The organism is Pantoea sp. EKM101V, from assembly GCF_011800325.1.
Classification (GTDB): Bacteria; Pseudomonadota; Gammaproteobacteria; order Enterobacterales; family Enterobacteriaceae; genus Pantoea; species Pantoea anthophila.
Genome location: NZ_JAALFP010000011.1, coordinates 120,152 through 136,843, shown reverse-complemented (window position 1 = coordinate 136,843; position 16,692 = coordinate 120,152). Strand labels below are relative to the sequence as shown.

The window sequence follows — 16,692 nt, the reverse complement described above, 5'->3', positions numbered from 1 at the left end:
AACGCTGCGAACACGTTATCTGTGCCCCCTGCTTTACTCCTGAAAAATTCGCCTTAACGCCGTTAACAAACCAATGAGAAGAACATGAAATCAGCATATAAATCTAAATAATCGCATATCAGAGATTTAAGTTTTATGCAGAGCAGAGCGTAAGGTAACGTTACGTCATAATAGCAGAGCACTGACAGACAGGCTTAACAAAAGAATAACTAAACCCGGCTGCTTTTTATTCATTACGGCATCAAAAACTAATTAAATCCTTTACATTTCAGATTCACGATTCCTTACTTTAACCCGTATTTACCGGTGTTTTCTCAGAGATCAGAGAGGGCGCCACCCTAAGCCAGGATGAGTTAATGGAGACTATTTCATGAAAAAAACATTATTGTCATTATGCCTGACAGGTCTGCTTTGTGCGCCCGCCATTACGCTGGCACAGCAGCCGGTAACCTGCATTAAAGCCTCTGAACAGGATGTCGCCAGCCTGTTCGACAAGTGGAATGACACGCTGGCAACCGGCGATGCGACGAAGGTTTCGCAACTCTATGTCAGTGATGCGGTATTACTGCCCACCATCTCCAACCACGTCAGGCTCACCGATCAGGAACGGATTGATTATTTCAAAGACTTTCTGAAAAAAGGGCCGCGCGGTAAAATCAACTCCCGCACCATCAGAACCGGCTGTAATAAAGCGATTGATGCCGGCGTTTATACCTTCACGTTTAAAGATAATACGCAGGTAACCGCGCGCTATACGTTTACTTACGTCTGGGATGGAAAAGGCTGGAAAATTTCGACCCATCACTCCTCGGCCATGCCTGAGTCGGCAAGCAAATAATCCCTGCACATCATTACCATAAAAATTAAAACCAGCCTCTGAAGCTGGTTTTAATTTCATATAAATCGACACTTTCCCTTCTGTAGTACCAGACATATATGCATTTAAAATGCAAAGCTGCAATATGAATTAGCTTTGCGGATATTGTAATAACCGCGCTATTTACTTCGTTCTGACCAGCTGCCTATTATCGCTTTCAACGTTAATTAATGTGATGCACTCAATATCAGCCTGCCTGATTTGATGTCTCGCTCTTTTACCGGAAGCGCCATGAATCTTATTTCCGATCCACCCGAAACCTTTCAGGCGGCTGTCATAACCTGTCGAAAACAGGCCATTCAGGCCGCACATGCGCTGGCTGAACAGGCGAAACCGGGTGCTGTTGCCCGGGATCAGCAGCGGCTCTATCCCCGTGAACTGCTCAGTCAGTTTACCCGGCTCGGACTGGGCAGCATCAGCGTGCCACGCCGCTTTGGCGGTGGCGGGCTGGATTTCGGGACCGTGGCGGAGGTTTTCCGCATCATCTCGGCCAGCGATCCCTCCTTGGGCCAGATCCCGCAGAATCACTTTGGCCTGATCCAGTTCATTCTTGGCGAAGGCGAACCGTCACAGCAGGAAAAATGGCTGCAGGCGGTGGTCAGTGGCAAGCGACTGGGCAATGGTGGCCCTGAAAAGAACACCCGCCATACGCGCGACATCCAGGCCCGACTGGTGCGTGAGGGTCAGACATCGCGTCTGAGCGGGGAGAAGTTCTACTCAACCGGCGCATTGTTCGCGGATATCCTGGTCACGACCGCACTGCAGGAGGACGACAAGCCGGCCATGGCTTTTATCCCGCTGCCTGCCGAAGGGGTGGAGATCGTGGATGACTGGTCAGGGATGGGTCAGCGTACCACCGCCAGCGGAACGGTAAGGCTTGATCGGGTCATCGTCAGGCCTGACGCAATCATTCCCCTGCCATCGTCAGACAAACCGACCCTGCGTGGTGCGGTGTCACAGCTGATTCAGGCAGCGATTGATGCCGGTATCGCGCAGGGCGCGCTGGACGATGCGCTGGAGTTTGTCCGTCATCACTCACGTCCCTGGGTGGATGCAGGCGTCGCTCGCAACGCTGATGATCCCTATATCCTGGCTGACATCGGGCGCATCAGTACCGAACTGAGTGCCGCGAATGCCCTGCTGCGACGGGCGGCCCGGATCCTTGATTCGCTGGCCTCGCAGCCTCTGACGGCGGAAAACAGCGCCGCCGCCTCAATTGCCGTGGCGGAAGCCAAGGTGCTGACCACCGATATCGCGCTGCGTGCCAGCGAAAAGCTGCTGGAATGGGGTGGAAGCCGCGCGACGCTGCTGCAGCATGGACTCGACCGCCACTGGCGCAATGCCCGCACCCACACGCTGCATGACCCGGTGCGCTGGAAAACCCACGCCATTGGCAATTACTACCTCAATGCGATCTACCCTGCGCGCCATGCGTGGATTTAAGGAGAAAGAATGAGTCAGGTTCAGCCGAAACAGCCCGCCGACCGCCTCCGCAGTGAGCAACAGACGCTGGACGTGGCCGCGCAACTGGCGCAGGCGTTCCGTGCGGGTGCCGCCGAGCGGGATCGCGAACGTGAGCTGCCCTATGCCCCCTTGCAGAGACTGTTTCAGTCAGGCCTGGGGGCGATCACCGTGCCAAAGGCGTATGGCGGCATTGCAGTTTCAACCGCCACGCTCGCCTCCGTTATCACCCTGCTCAGTGAGGCCGATGCGGCGATAGGGCAGGTTCCGCAGAATCACTTCTACGCGCTGGAAGTCCTGCGCCTCAACGGCAGCGAATCACAAAAGCAACGCTTTTATAGCGAGGTACTGGCTGGCGTCCATCTGGGAAATGCACTGGCGGAATTTGCCTCCCGCGCGGCGCATCAGCGCACCACACAGATCCGCGATAATGTCCTTAACGGCACTAAATTTTACGCCACCGGTGCGCTGTTTGCCGATCGCATTCCCACGGCGGCGCGCGACGAAGACGAGAAAGAGCAGCTGGTATTTGTGCCCCGACATCAGGCAGGCGTGACGGTTATTGATGACTGGAGTGGCTTCGGCCAGCGCACCACCGGCAGCGGCAGCGTCCTGTTTGAGAACGTCAGGGTAGAGGCAGACGATGTGGTGCCGTTTCAGACCGCATTTGAGCGGCCGACCTCGCTGGGCCCTTTTGCACAGATCCTGCATGCCGCGATCGATCAGGGCATTGCCCAGGCGGCGTTTCATGACATGCTCGACTTTCTGCGTCAGCGTGCCCGGCCGTGGCCAGACAGCGGCGTGACCCGCGCCTGTGAGGACCCCTTAACGCTCGATCGCACCGGGCGTCTGGCGGCACGGTTGCGGGCCGGCGAGGCGCTCATCGCGGAGGCGGGTGCAGCCATCGACGTTGCGCAACACCAGCCTGACGCTGATACGGTGGCGCAGGCTTCGATTGCGGTGGCGAAAGCGCGCGCCTGGACCACCGAGGTGGCACTGGAGGCCGCTAACCTCCTGTTTGAACTCGGCGGCACACGAGCCAGCCTGCGTGAATATCATCTCGACCGCCACTGGCGCAATGCGCGCACTCATACCCTGCACGATCCGGTGCGCTGGAAATATCCCGCGATAGGCAACTTCCTGCTCAATGGCGTACTGCCACCGCGCCGGGGCACGCTATGAGTCAGAAACAGGTTCTGCTCAACGCCTTCAACATGAATTGTGTCGGGCATATTCATCACGGCATGTGGACACACCCACAGGATCACTCCACCGAATTCAATAGCCTGAGTTACTGGACCGATCTGGCACGCCTGCTGGAGCGCGGGCTGTTCGACGGACTGTTTATTGCGGACATCCTGGGCGTCTATGACGTTTATCAGCAGGGTATCGGGCTGACGGCGAGCGAGTCGATTCAGCTGCCGGTCAACGATCCGCTGATGCTGGTTTCAGCCATGGCGGGCGTCACACAGCATCTCGGTTTTGCGGTGACCGCCAACCTCAGCTATGAAGCACCGTTTCCCTTTGCCCGTCGTCTCTCGACGCTCGACCACCTTACGCAGGGGCGGATTGGCTGGAACATCGTCACCGGCTACCTGGACAGTGCTGCACGGGCGATGGGTAACAAACAGCTGCTCGCGCATGACCAGCGTTACGCTCAGGCGGATGAGTTTCTCGACGTCAGCTATCAGCTCTGGGAAGGCAGCTGGCAGGATGATGCCCTCGTCGTCGACCGCCAGCGTCGTCTTTATGCCGATGCCAGCAAAATTCATCCCATCAGACATCAGGGGGAGTTTTATCAGGTTGAGGGGTATCACCTCAGCAGTCCGTCACCCCAGCGCACGCCGCTGCTGTTCCAGGCCGGCACCTCTGCCCGTGGCATTCAGTTTGCGGCGCGTCATGCCGAGTGCACCTTCGTCAATGCCGCGACACCCGCGGCAATGCGTCAGCAGACGCAGCGGCTGCGTGAAGCGGCGACCGCAGCGGGCCGCCGTGCAGAGGACCTGCGTATTTTTATGGGAGTCGGTGTGATTGTGGCTCCGACCGAGCGGGAAGCGCAGGAGAAGCACCGCAGCTATCTCGAATATGCCAGCCCGGAGGCGGGTATCGCCCATTTTTCCAGCTCGATTGGCCTCGATCTGGCAGCTTTCGGTCCCGATGAGCCCATCATCAGCGGTGAAACTCGCGCAATAGAGTCGGTCAGTCAGGCGTACAGCGGCTGGACCCGCCGTCGCCTGCTGGAGCAGCACGCCATGGGCAGTCGTTATCCCCTGATTATCGGCAATCCCGCGCAGGTTGCGGAGGCGCTGCTGCAGTGGATGGATGAGGGAGATATCGACGGCTTCAACCTGACCCGCATTCTTAACCCGCAAAGTTACCGTGATTTTATCGAGTTAGTCGTGCCGGAATTACAACAGCGCGGTCGCTACAAAACGACTTATCAGCCCGGATCACTGCGCAACAAACTCTTTCAGCAGGATCGCCTGCCCGATCGCCACCCGGCGGCGCAGTGGCGTCATACCACCGGCCGTCGTTGATCCGCTTAACCTCAAGGAATCATCATGACACGTACAAACAGATTACGCGCCACGCTGGGCGGCTTGCTGCTGACACTCTCTGCCGTCGCCGCTGCAGACTATTCCGGTCCGCTCAAAGTGGGCACGACCGCGGCCTTTGCCCCGCCGCTGGAGACGGCGGTGGCGGAAGCGAAAAAGCAGGGGCTGGCGGTTGAACTGGTTGAATTTACCGACTGGACTGCGCCCAACGTCAGCGTGGAGAATGGCGATATCGACGTTAACCTGTTCCAGCATAAGCCTTTTCTGGAGAACGCTAATCAGTCAGGAGGGTTCCATCTGGTCGCTTATGCGCCTGCTATCATCAACAATATCGGGCTTTACTCTAAAAAGCACAGCGCCATTGACCAGGTGCCGGAAGGGGGCACCGTCGCCATCGCCAACGATCCAATCAACGGCGCGCGTGGATTACTCCTGCTGCAGAAGGCGGGGCTGATTACCCTCAAACCGGGCGCCGGACTGAAATCCACGGTCGATGATATCGTCAGCAATCCTGAGAAGCTGAAAATCATTGAGGTCGAAGCGGTACAGCTCTCACGGTCGCTGGAAGAGGTCGACCTGGCGCAGGGGTATCCGCACTATCTGCGTCTGGCAAAAACCATCGATCCGAATCACGCGCTGCTGTTCGACGGGCTGGAACATCCGGAATATGTGATTCAGTTTGTGATTCGGGAGGGGCACCAGGACGATCCGCGCCTGGCAAAATTTGTCGATATCTATCAACATTCGCCGGTGGTACGCGCCAGCCTCGACAGCTTCTACGGCAAACTCTATCAGCCGGGCTGGAGTCAGTAACGATGGTCAGCCTGGTCATTCCTGACGCGACGGCGTTGCCCCATGCCGCCGCCGAAATCCGCACCCACGCTGCTGCTCACGTCAGGCTGGAAGCGGTCAGTAAACGCTATCCCGGTCAGACGGCCGATGCGCTGCATCACATCAATCTGGAGATCCAGCGCGGTGAGATTTTTGGCATCATCGGCCGCAGCGGCGCAGGTAAATCCACGCTTATCCGCTGCCTGAATCGCCTGGAAGATCCCACCGGTGGACGCATCGTCATCGACGGCACCGACATCAGCGCGCTGGGCGCGCGGCAGCTGGTCGAATGGCGGCGCAGCACGGGCATGATCTTTCAGCACTTCAATCTGCTCTCCGCCAAAACCGTCAGACAGAATATTGAGCTGCCGCTCAGGGTCGCCGGCGTGCCGGCGGCGGCGCGGGCGCGAAAGGTGGATGAACTGCTGGCGCTGGTCGGGCTGGAAGCGCGGCAACACGCCTGGCCTGCACAGCTCTCCGGGGGGCAGAAGCAGCGCGTCGGTATTGCCCGTGCGCTGGTGCACGACCCGGAACTGCTGCTGTGCGATGAAGCCACCTCAGCACTCGATCCCGAGACCACGCGTGCGATTCTGGCGCTGCTGAAAAAGATTAATCAGCAGCGTCATATCACCATTGTGCTGATCACCCACGAGATGGAAGTGGTGCATGACCTTTGCCACAACGTGGCGGTCATCGATCAGGGGGAAATCATCGAACGCGGCCCGGTCTGGCAGGTCTATAGCGACCCGCAGCAGGAAACCACGCGTCAGCTGCTCAATCCCGGTCATCAGACGCTGCCCGAATCCGTTGCCGCCCGCCTGAGTGATCACCGGCTGCATCAGGATGCGCGGCTGTTAGTGCGTTTGCGCTACACCGGACAGGGTGCCCGGCCCGACATCGGCGCGCTGGGCGCGCGGGTGCCGGGGGAAATCACGCTGATCCACAGCGCGATTGAGTGGGTGGAACAGAAACCGGTGGGGCAGCTGCTGGTGCTGCTGGATGCACAGCATGAGGCGCAATCCGTCACCGCTCAACTGGCGCACATTGCCGATCGACTGGAGGTAGTGGGTTATGTCACAGGCTATTGATCGTTTGTGGACCGCGTTACTGGACACCCTGCTGATGGTTGGCGTCTCCTCTGCGCTGGCTCTGGCGCTGGGGTTGCCGATGGCGGTGATTCTGGTGGTCAGCGGACGGGGCGATCTCTTTCCCAGTCCGGCACTCAATCGGGTGCTGGGCTGGATAGTGAATCTCTTCCGCTCCATACCCTTTCTGATTCTGATGGTGGCGTTAATCCCCTTTACCCGCTGGATCGTCGGGACGACCTACGGCGTCTGGGCGGCCGTCGTGCCGCTGACCCTGGCGGCAACCCCGTTCTTTGCCCGCATTGCGGAGGTCAGTCTGCGGGAAGTGGATAAAGGGCTGACCGAAGCGGCGCAGGCGATGGGTTTTCATCGCTGGCACATTATCTGGCATGTCCTGCTGCCGGAGGCGCGCCCTGGCATTGTCAGTGGTTTCACCATTACGCTGGTCACCATGATCAACGCCTCAGCCATGGCGGGTGCCATCGGTGCCGGGGGATTAGGGGATCTGGCCTATCGCTATGGCTACCAGCGCTTTGACATGCAGGTCATGGTGACGGTCATTGTGGTGCTGGTCGCACTGGTCACGCTGCTTCAGTTATGCGGTGACCGGCTGTCGCGTCGTCTGAATCATCGCTGAGCGGTTAAGGCCGGGAACTCCCGGCCTTAGCGATCTCACGCGCCTTCGCCATTGCCTATCTGCCAGATGAACGTCGGATCGCTGCCGTTCACTTCCCAGTCACCCACATTGCGGATTTTGTAGATCACCGGATTGTGTGATGAGACCGTGCGGGCGTTACGCCAGTGGCGGTCCAGCGCCTTGCTGACGCGGGTGTCCGACGCGCCAAGCGCATTAAACAGCTCCGTGGCGACCCGCGTCACCAGCTCCGTGGCTACGGTCTGCGCTTTAGCCGATTCCACTTCTGCCAGCACGTTAGCCGCGTGAAGCGCTGCATCATCCGCGCCGCTGAGCTGTAATTCAAACGCCCGCTGCAGTGAGTGGGTCGCGCGCTCAACGGCGGCTTCGGCGGCCCAGGCCCAGCTGCTGATCTGTCCCACCACCTGCAACACCTGCACATCCTGCCTCACCTGAGGGGCGTTGCCGTGGCTGTAAATCCGCTTACGCTGCGCCACCCCCTGTGCCGCATCGCGCACCACCGCCCGGCCAATTCCCGCCAGCGTTGCGAGCAGGACATGCTGGTAAAAAGCGGTCTGATAGCGGAAGCGCTCGCTGAAATCATAAACGTGGGGCTGCTCAACCCCGGCCTGATGAAAGCGGGTGGTGCCGCTGCCGGTCAGCCGCTGCCCGAAACCATCCCAGTCGTCATCGCGCTCCACCCCGTTCTGGTGCGTGTTCACCAGCGCAATCACATCACGGCCGTTGTCCGTCCGCTTTGCATAGACATCGATCCAGTCGGCATAGAGGGTTCCGGTGCTGTAAAACTTTTCACCGCTGATCACCCATCCCGCCGGCGCGGGGGAAACCTGGGTGATCACCTCACCCAGCTTCACCGCGCCGACCTCGCTCCAGCCGCTGCCCACCAGCTCACCGTCGACGAAACGCCGGAACCAGCGACGGCGTGCGTCGCTGTCAGGCTGGTTCAGGCGATCCTCGATAAAGGCAAAGTGCGCGCGCAGCGCCTGTGGCAGGTTCGAATCTGCCTCGGCCAGGTCAGTCAGTAACGAAAAGAGCTGGGGCAGCGAAACACCAAAGCCGCCGTCCTCTTTCGGGATTCGCAGTGTGCCGAACCGGGCCTCTTTCAGCCAGCGGATCGGCTCATGCAGCAGCGTGCGGCCGGTTTCCCGTGCCGCCGCCTCGCTGGCAATACGGGCAAAAAGCGGTCTGAAATGGTCACGCAGCGCGGCAAATTCAGTCGGGTTGAGTTCAGACATGATCGTCTCCTGTGGCGGGTTGTTCATCAATGTCCTGTCGGGTCGGTTCAAACCGGACGATCAACAGGAAAATAATCGGAATAAGGGCGGCGAGAGAGACAATCCAGAACATGTTGGTGCCGTAGCGCGCCTGCAGAATGGGCAGAATAAACAGCGCCAGCGCACTGCCAATGCCGGAAAGCGAGCGGCTGAAGCCGACGCCGGTGGCCCGGATATGCGTCGGGTAGGAGAGTGCCGGATAGATCATCAACTGCGCACCGGGCCCGAAACCTTCAGCAAACAGCCAGAGACCGAGCATCAGCACCGCCACCACCACGCCCGTCGTCGCCTGCGGATGACCAATCAGTGCCAGCGAGATCAGCGCGATAAACTGCAGCGCAAAGCCGGCAATCGCCACATGACGGGAGGGGAATTTCCACGCCAGCCGCATGCCCAGCAGGCCGCCGGTAAAGGCAAACAGCGCATTCAGCCCCAGCGAGGCAGAGATAGTTTCGAAGACGCCCGCTCCCAGAAACTGCGCAAGGATCGACGGCAGGAAGAAGGCGATGGCGGTGTATTCAAAGGCGATACAGACGTTCATCACCCCACTGACCAGCGTGCGCTCCAGATAAGGCTTCTGAAACAGCACCCGGAAACTCACTTTCGGCGCTGCCTTCACGGTAACGCCTCTTTCGGGCTGCACTTCATGCGCCTCGATGCCGTAAGAGTCCCGCAGGATACGCACCGCACCACGCAGATCGCCCTGATTAGCTGCCCAGAGAGGAGACTCGTTCATGAATCTGCTGCGCACCGCGATAATCAGCAGGGCCGGTACGGCACCAAACAGCAGCGAGGCGCGCCACAACCAGTCGATGTGTTCAGCAGGCAGCAGAAAATAGAGCGCAAAAATAATGAAGAAACAGGCGGATGAGGCGGCATACCACATCGGGCACCAGGCCGCGAGGCGCGACGCTTTATTGCCTTTGCCGGAGAATTTAGAAAACTCCGCCAGATAAGCCATAGCCACCGGCAGATCGATCCCCACGCCGATCCCCATCAGAAAGCGCGCTCCAATCAGCACCCAGACGTTGGGTGCCAGACCCGCAGCGATGGCCGAGACGACAAAGAAGAGCATATCCGCCATAAATACGGAGTAGCGGCCATATTTATCGGTCAGCCAGCCGCCGATCAGATTGCCCACGATAGTGCCGATCATGATGGAGGAGGTCACCAGCCCGGTGAGCACCGGCGTCAGGCTGAACTCCCTGACGACATCATCAATGCCGTAAGAGAGCGTCGTCAGGTCGTAGGCATCAAGAAACACACCGCCCAGCGCCAGAAACACGATCCAGCGGGCGTAGCTGTTTTTCTCACTTTTACTGTTGATAAGCCGGGCCACGTCGCTCACCGAACGCACCGGCGTGGAGTGGGGCGGCGGGATGGTCAGGGTGTCGTCAATATTCAGTGTACTCATCGTATCCTCGTTATTATGTTCAGCAGGTAACGAGGCTTTTATAGGTATTCCCGACGCAGTAAACAACCAACAAATATGGATAACGATTATAATAATTTCAATAAGTTAATTCGTTTTTACTGGCATGCAAAAGGCCGGATGAAGGGGTTATTTCATCCGGCAGCGTTCAGGCAAATTCGTTGTCAGGCGGCTGTGCGAACAGCCTGATGCTAAACCGCCAGGTTGAGCGTCCGCTGCGCTGAATCGGAACGCCGGCGATAGCCAGCCCCCGGATGCGGCAATGCCAGCCGTGGCCCCTGTCCGAACAGCTTTTCACGCAGCGTTCCCGGCTGATAATCCTGCTTATAGACACCCCGTTTTTGCAGCTCCGGCACCAGCAGCTCCACCACGTCGGTAAAGGTTTCATGCGTTACGGCGTAGGCGAGGTTAAAACCATCCACATCGGTTTCCTCCACCCAGCTCTGCAGCTCATCCGCCACGGTTTCGGCACTGCCCACCAGCAGTGGCCCGAATCCCCCAATCCCGACCCAGTCTGCAAGACCCTGGACCGTCCACTGGCGGTTCGGGTCGGCGGTGGAGAAGGTCTCTACCGCCGACTGAATCGCATTGGTATGCAGATGCTTCAGCACCTGATCCGGCTGATACTGGCCAAAATCGATACCGGTCCAGCCGGAGATCAGCGCCAGCGCGCCTTCGTAACTGACATAGCGTTTGTACTCCTGCCATCTGGCCTGCGCTGCCAGGTCAGTTTCACCCACAATCACCGTCTGCAGATTGAAGATCAGTATGTCGCGTGGATCGCGTCCCGCCGCGGCGGCTCGCTGGCGAATATCCGCCACGGTTTTTTTCAGCAGCACTTTCGAGGGCGCCGCCACGAACACGCACTCGGCATGTTCTGCCGCAAACGCCTTGCCGCGGCTGGACGCTCCCGCCTGGTAGAGTACCGGCGTGCGCTGCGGTGACGGTTCGCAGAGATGAATGCCCGGCACCTGAAAGAAGGTGCCCTGGTGGTTAATCGGATGAATTTTATCGGGGTCGCTGAAAATATGGCGTTCGCGATCGCGCACGATTGCGTCATCTTCCCAGCTTCCCTCAAGCAGTTTGTAGATCACCTGAAGATATTCATCGGCATAGTCATAGCGCGCGTCATGATCGGTCTGCGTCTGCTGGCCGATATTGCGCGCGCCGCTCTCCAGATAGGAGGTGACAATGTTCCAGCCAATGCGGCCTTTGGTCAGGTGATCGAGCGTGGAAATGCGCCGTGCAAACGGGTAGGGATGTTCAAACGAGAGCGAGGCGGTGAGGCCAAACCCCAGATGCTCCGTCACCAGCGCCATCGGCGTAATTAACGCCAGCGGATCGTTAACCGGCACCTGGGTGGCCTGGCGAATGGCCGCCTGATTATTGCCGTTGAGCACATCATAGACACCCAGTACGTCCGCAATAAACAGCCCGTCAAACTTACCGCGCTCCAGCAGGCGCGCCAGGTCGGTCCAGTATTCCAGATCTTTATACTGCCAGGAGCGGTCGCGGGGATGCGCCCACAGGCCGGGAGATTGATGACCGACACAGTTCATATCGAAAGCATTAAGGCGAATTTCACGTTGCGATGACATAGCGACTCCTGAGCGGATGCGGCAATCGCCTGCCGCCCGCGTATAGATTGAGGTTTTTTCAGGGCTGAATCAGTGCGTCAGGGAGCCGGGACATCGCTCACTGAGGGAGGAGGGCGTAATGCTCAGCAGCCTGTGCGCCACCGATTCCGCATGCTCTGCCACCTGTGGCAGTCCCATCAGCTCGCCAAAACGTCCTCGTGCGGCAGGCCCGGCGACATAGAGATGCGGGTTGGGTTCGCCCCGGGCATCCAGCGTCTGCGACAGCGCATTGACGCTGATGCCCAGCGACAGTGCATCGGGCTGAATCATGCCGTCGCGGTGTAGCTGGCGCAGCAGGGCATTGCTGTTCAGCAGCGCGTTATGCGCCGGGCCGGTCGTCACAATGACCCGATCCACTACCCGGCTCTCCTGATGCGCGCCCCGCAGCCGCAGCGTCAGCCGGAGCGCGTCTCCCGCCGGTTCGGCGGCGATCAGACGCGCCGCCCGCAGCGAAAGCTGACCGCTGGCCTGCAGCTGAGTCAGCACCTGGCTGACCTGAGGGGCGATGCGGTAGCGGTGAACGTCCCACCAGGGACGAAGATGCTGCAGAAAACGTTGCTGTTCATGCAGCGGCAGGCTCTGCCAGATACGCTGCCCGTTGCGGCGGATATCATCCAGCACGAGCTGCCAGGGCAGGTTCAGCGCCGTGGCCTGTTTAACCTCCTGACGCACCCGATGTAACCAGCCTCGCGCGCTGGCGGGCTGCGGCAGGCGGTAATCCAGCGTGTACTCTTCTTCGCTGCCGCTCAGGTTGGCGCGCGGCACCAGCCCGCGACGCGAGAAAACGGTTATCCCGCCGCGATGCCGCTGGCGGTGCAGCGAGGCGACGACATCAGACATGGTCAGCCCTGAGCCGATGATCGCCACCCGCTCGTCTGGCGCAATCCGGGCCAGCGCATCACCCTGCCAGGGATTAGCGATGACGGCGGGGTGCGCCTGCAGCGGTTTAAGCAGCGCAGGCAGTTCAGGCGGCGGATGACTGATCGCCAGCACCACCTGATCGGCCCGGATGCGCTGACCTGAAGCCGTAGTGACGATGCCATCCTGCAGGGAAACCGCGCTGTCCCGTAAATGGCGCAGCGTCACAGGCGAGTGCTGCTGCTGATAAATAAACTGCGCGTTGACCCAGCGGCCAAACTCACCGCGCTGCGGGTAAACATTGCCGTCATGCCACAGCGCGTCCGGATCGTCGCGGAAGTGCGGCGAGGCGCGGTAGTCACGGTCAAACGCGCCCGCTTCATCCCCGGCCAGCTGCATTCTGGCAGCCGGCACATTGATACGATGCGCCGGATCGGGCGTGCCATACGCCACGCCCTGCGCCAGCTGCGCCCGCGGTTCGATCACCGTCACGCTCAACCCCGCCTCGCCCAGCCGGGCGAGATGGATCGCCAGTGCGGTGCCGGTGAATCCACCGCCAATGATGACAATCTGCTGTTGTGACATAAACGAGCCTTTTCTTCTGTTAACTGGCGCTGGAGTGCTTTTCCGGGCGACGGTCGCCGCCAATGGTTTCGCCAAAGGGCCCGGTATTCACGCTGCGCTGTTTCTTTTCAGCATTTGCCGCCAGCGGTAACAGCGGCATTACCAGATCGGCAAAGCGGTGCGCCTCTTCAAGGTGCGGATAGCCGGAGAAGATAAAGTTCTCAATCCCCAGCGCCTGATATTCACGAATACGATCGGCAACCTGCTGCGGATTGCCCACCAGCGCGGTGCCGGCGCCGCCGCGCACCAGTCCCACGCCCGCCCAGAGATTAGGCCCGATGCGCAGACTCTCCCGCGACCCCTGATGCAGCGCACTCATCCGCGCCTGACCGGCTGAATCCATCCGGGCGAAAATCTTCTGCGCTGCGGCGATCGTCTCGTCATCCAGATGCGAGATCAGCCGATCGGCGGCTGCCCAGGCCTCCTCTTCCGTTTCCCGTACAATGACATGTAACCGGATACCATAAGAGAGCGTGCGGCCCTGTTCCTGCGCCCGCTGACGTACCACCGCCAGCTTCTCTGCCACCTGTTCGACCGGTTCTCCCCAGGTCAGATAGGTATCGATCTGGCTGGCGGCAACGTCGATAGCCGCCTCCGAGGAACCGCCAAAATAGAGCGGCGGGCCGTTCTCCTGCACCGGAGGAAAGAGGATCTCCGCGCCTTCTACGCGAATGTGCTCTCCTGCGAAGTCGACCTTCTCGCCTTTCAGCAGGCGGGAGTAGACGTCGAGAAACTCCCTGGTCACCTGATAGCGCTCGGCGTGACTGAGGAAGATGCCATCACCCTTGTTCTCCACCGGGTCGCCGCCGGTGACCACGTTAATCAGCAGACGCCCGCCCGAGAGGCGATCCAGCGTCGCGGCCATGCGTGCCGCCAGGCTCGGCGGTTGCAGGCCGGGGCGCACGGCCACCAGATAGCGCAGGTTTTTGGTGATCGGGGCCAGCGCCGAGGCGACCAGCCATGAATCTTCGCAGCTCTTGCCGGTCGGGATTAACACACCGTAGTAGCCCAGATTGTCTGCTGCCAGCGCCACCTGCTGTAAATAGGGTAAATCGACCGCCCGGCCTCCTTCGGTTGTCCCCAGATAGCGCCCGTCACCATGGGTGGGCAGAAACCAGAAGAGATTCAGGTTTTCCTGTGTCGCGTGGCTCATTAGCAGATTCCTTTATAACGATATTTGAATTTAATACATAGGGATAATACCTTTGGTTATATAGCTGTTAGCAGATAGCGTGCCAGAGTGAGCAGCTATTTTTATCCCGTTAATTCAGTGAGATAGGCATTTACCATTTCGACTGGTGCTGCTGCATTTGCAACAGCCAGGGTGGCAGGCTGTCGCGTCGGCAACAATCCGGCACCTCTGGCCTCTCGTTTATGCGGCGGACGCGCGGTATGGTCATCACTCTTCTGGTAACCCGGTAAAACGAGATGCAGATTTCCAGCCCTGAGTTGATTGACCCCGCATCGCGCGCGTTTAAAAGCGTGCTGGATCAGCTCGCCCCCACCGATGCGACCGTACTGATTATTGGCGAAACCGGCACCGGTAAAGAGGTGATGGCGCGCTATCTGCATCACCACAGCGCGCGCAGCCGGCAGCCGTTCCTGGCGGTTAACTGCGGCGCGCTGACCGAAAGTCTGGCGGAGTCAGAACTGTTTGGACATGAGAAAGGGGCGTTTACCGGCGCACAGGAGCGGCATCGCGGCTGGTTTGAAGCGGCAGAAGGCGGCACGCTGCTGCTGGATGAAGTCGGCGAACTGAGTCTGTCGCTACAGATAAAGCTGCTGCGCGTGCTGCAGGAGCGTGAGATCACCCGCGTCGGATCGTCACGGGCGGTAAAGGTCAACGTGCGGGTGATTGCGGCGACGAACCGTGATCTGGCCGCAGCGATTCGTGAACGGCGATTCCGGGAAGATCTTTACTACCGGCTGAATGTGGCCAGCGTGACGCTGCCCCCGCTGCGCCAGCGCAGCGAGGATATTCCGGTGCTGGCCACGCACTTTCTGCAGCTCTATGCACGTCGCCTGGGCCGTCCTCAGCTCCGCCTCAGCGAGGATGCGCTGGCGACGCTGATGGCCTACAGCTGGCCGGGCAACATCCGCGAACTGGAGAACACGCTGCACAACGCCGTGCTGCTCAGCAAAAGCTCCGTGGTAACGCCGCAGCAGCTGCGGCTGAGTCCGCTGGCGGAGAGCGATCTGCCGCCTGGTGAGGAGGCACTGGATCAGTTCCTGCGCCAGCAGATGCAGCAGAGCGAAACGCCACTCTATCCCCGCGTGATTGCCGCGCTGGTGAAAAATGCGCTGGAACTGACCCAGGGCAATCAGCTTCAGGCTGCCGCTCTGCTCGGTATCAGCCGTCATACGCTGCGCACCCAGCTGGGACACCTCGGCGTGATTAAACCGCGCCGCACCGCCCTGCGTCAGCGCCAGACCGCTTCCTGCCAGGCTCCGGAGCGTGAGCGGGAACTGCGCATCGGTTATCAGAAGTTCGGCAACCTCGGCATTCTGAAAGCGCGTCAGTCGCTGGAACAGCAGCTGGCGGATCGTGGCGTCAGCGTATTGTGGAGCGAGTTTCCGGCGGGTCCGCAGCTTCTGCACGCGCTGAGCAATAAGGAGATCGATTTCGGCACCACCGGCGAAGTGCCGCCGCTGTTTGCCCAGGCCAGCAACAGCCCGATGATGTATGTCGCCTGGGAGCCAGCGGCGCCGCAGAGTGTTGCGCTGCTGGTGCCGGACAACAGCCCGATTCAGCAGATAGGCGATCTCAGAGGGAAGCGTATCGCCGTCAACCGCGGATCCAACGTTCACTATCTGCTGCTGCAGATTCTGGATGAGGCGGGGTTAGCCCTGGATGATGTGCGTATCGTCTACGCGCCGCCCCGATATCCCTTAACGCCCAGCGATCTCAATGCGGTGGATGCCTGGATGATGTGGGATCCCCTGCTCAGCGATGCCGAGAACAGCGGGCAGTTCAGGGTGATTGCTGACGGCACCGGGCGGGTCAACAACCATCAGTTCTATCTCGCCGAACGCGGATTTGCCGCCCATTCGGGCGATCTGCTGCAGGTTCTGCTTGGCGCGCTGGAGCAGACGGGACGTTACATTGATGCGCACCGTGCGGAAGCGGCCGGACTGCTCTCCACCGAACTCGGCATCTCTACTTCCTCTCTGATGCATGCCCTGGCCCGGCGCAGTCATCAGACCCAGCGCATGAATTTAGCCATCATCCGCGAACAGCAGACCATCGCAGACCGCTTCTATGCGCTGGGGCTGTTTAATCGCGCTATCCGGGTTCGCGAGTCCGTCTGGCATCCATAGCGTTTTTTCAGCTAAGCATCGAACTTCTCCTCGCTAAGCGCGGCAACCCGCGTTTGATATGTTGCGCTGACTACAACAGACTCAG

Annotated in this window: 13 protein-coding genes; 8 read left to right on the top strand and 5 right to left on the bottom strand. The window is 59.7% G+C overall.

Annotated features, from left to right (window positions below; genetic code table 11):
* Positions 1-370: 370 nt before the first annotated feature.
* The 7 genes from HFD92_RS17100 to HFD92_RS17070 all read left to right on the top strand — a co-directional run bounded on the left by HFD92_RS17100 (position 371) and on the right by HFD92_RS17070 (position 7,446).
* A complete protein-coding gene (locus HFD92_RS17100; protein WP_167429360.1) occupies positions 371-838 on the top strand; it encodes an SgcJ/EcaC family oxidoreductase in 468 nt (155 codons plus the stop codon).
* A gap of 270 nt (positions 839-1,108) precedes the next feature.
* The gene (locus HFD92_RS17095; protein ID WP_167429359.1) at positions 1,109-2,320 is read left to right on the top strand and encodes an SfnB family sulfur acquisition oxidoreductase; all 1,212 of its coding nucleotides are present in this window, start codon (positions 1,109-1,111) and stop codon (positions 2,318-2,320) included.
* Positions 2,321-2,329: 9 nt separating this feature from the next.
* On the top strand, positions 2,330-3,520 hold the full coding sequence (locus HFD92_RS17090; RefSeq protein ID WP_167429358.1) for an SfnB family sulfur acquisition oxidoreductase: 1,191 nt from the start codon (positions 2,330-2,332) through the stop codon (positions 3,518-3,520).
* Complete coding sequence (locus tag HFD92_RS17085) at positions 3,517-4,875, top strand: LLM class flavin-dependent oxidoreductase (protein WP_167429357.1); 1,359 nt, start codon at positions 3,517-3,519, stop codon at positions 4,873-4,875. The genes HFD92_RS17090 and HFD92_RS17085 overlap by 4 nt, the downstream gene beginning before the upstream one ends.
* A gap of 24 nt (positions 4,876-4,899) precedes the next feature.
* Positions 4,900-5,706, top strand: a complete 807-nt coding sequence (locus tag HFD92_RS17080; RefSeq protein ID WP_167429356.1) for a MetQ/NlpA family ABC transporter substrate-binding protein — start codon at positions 4,900-4,902, stop codon at positions 5,704-5,706.
* 2 nt (positions 5,707-5,708) lie between these two features.
* A complete protein-coding gene (locus HFD92_RS17075) occupies positions 5,709-6,812 on the top strand; it encodes a methionine ABC transporter ATP-binding protein (RefSeq protein WP_167429355.1) in 1,104 nt (367 codons plus the stop codon).
* Positions 6,796-7,446 (top strand): methionine ABC transporter permease, encoded by a 651-nt coding sequence (locus HFD92_RS17070; RefSeq protein ID WP_009093148.1) that lies wholly within the window; start codon positions 6,796-6,798, stop codon positions 7,444-7,446. Before HFD92_RS17075 ends, HFD92_RS17070 begins: the two co-directional genes overlap by 17 nt.
* Before the next feature lie 35 nt (positions 7,447-7,481).
* Here the strand turns inward: HFD92_RS17070 and HFD92_RS17065 are convergent, their stop codons facing one another.
* The 5 genes from HFD92_RS17065 to ssuD form a co-directional block, all read right to left on the bottom strand.
* Positions 7,482-8,699 (bottom strand): monooxygenase, encoded by a 1,218-nt coding sequence (locus HFD92_RS17065; RefSeq protein ID WP_167429354.1) that lies wholly within the window; start codon positions 8,697-8,699, stop codon positions 7,482-7,484.
* Positions 8,692-10,152 (bottom strand): MFS transporter, encoded by a 1,461-nt coding sequence (locus HFD92_RS17060; RefSeq protein WP_009093150.1) that lies wholly within the window; start codon positions 10,150-10,152, stop codon positions 8,692-8,694. Before HFD92_RS17060 ends, HFD92_RS17065 begins: the two co-directional genes overlap by 8 nt.
* A 209-nt stretch (positions 10,153-10,361) precedes the next feature.
* Entirely contained in the window at positions 10,362-11,768 is a 1,407-nt protein-coding gene (locus HFD92_RS17055; protein WP_167429353.1) for an LLM class flavin-dependent oxidoreductase, read from the bottom strand.
* 69 nt (positions 11,769-11,837) lie between these two features.
* A complete protein-coding gene (locus HFD92_RS17050) occupies positions 11,838-13,250 on the bottom strand; it encodes an FAD/NAD(P)-binding protein (RefSeq protein WP_167429352.1) in 1,413 nt (470 codons plus the stop codon).
* A 19-nt stretch (positions 13,251-13,269) separates the two neighbouring features.
* Positions 13,270-14,442, bottom strand: a complete 1,173-nt coding sequence (ssuD, locus tag HFD92_RS17045; protein ID WP_009093153.1) for an FMNH2-dependent alkanesulfonate monooxygenase — start codon at positions 14,440-14,442, stop codon at positions 13,270-13,272.
* Between the two features lie 275 nt (positions 14,443-14,717).
* Between ssuD and HFD92_RS17040 the strand changes: the two genes are divergently transcribed.
* Positions 14,718-16,607 (top strand): sigma-54-dependent Fis family transcriptional regulator, encoded by a 1,890-nt coding sequence (locus HFD92_RS17040; RefSeq protein WP_167429351.1) that lies wholly within the window; start codon positions 14,718-14,720, stop codon positions 16,605-16,607.
* The last annotated feature ends 85 nt before the right edge of the window (positions 16,608-16,692 follow it).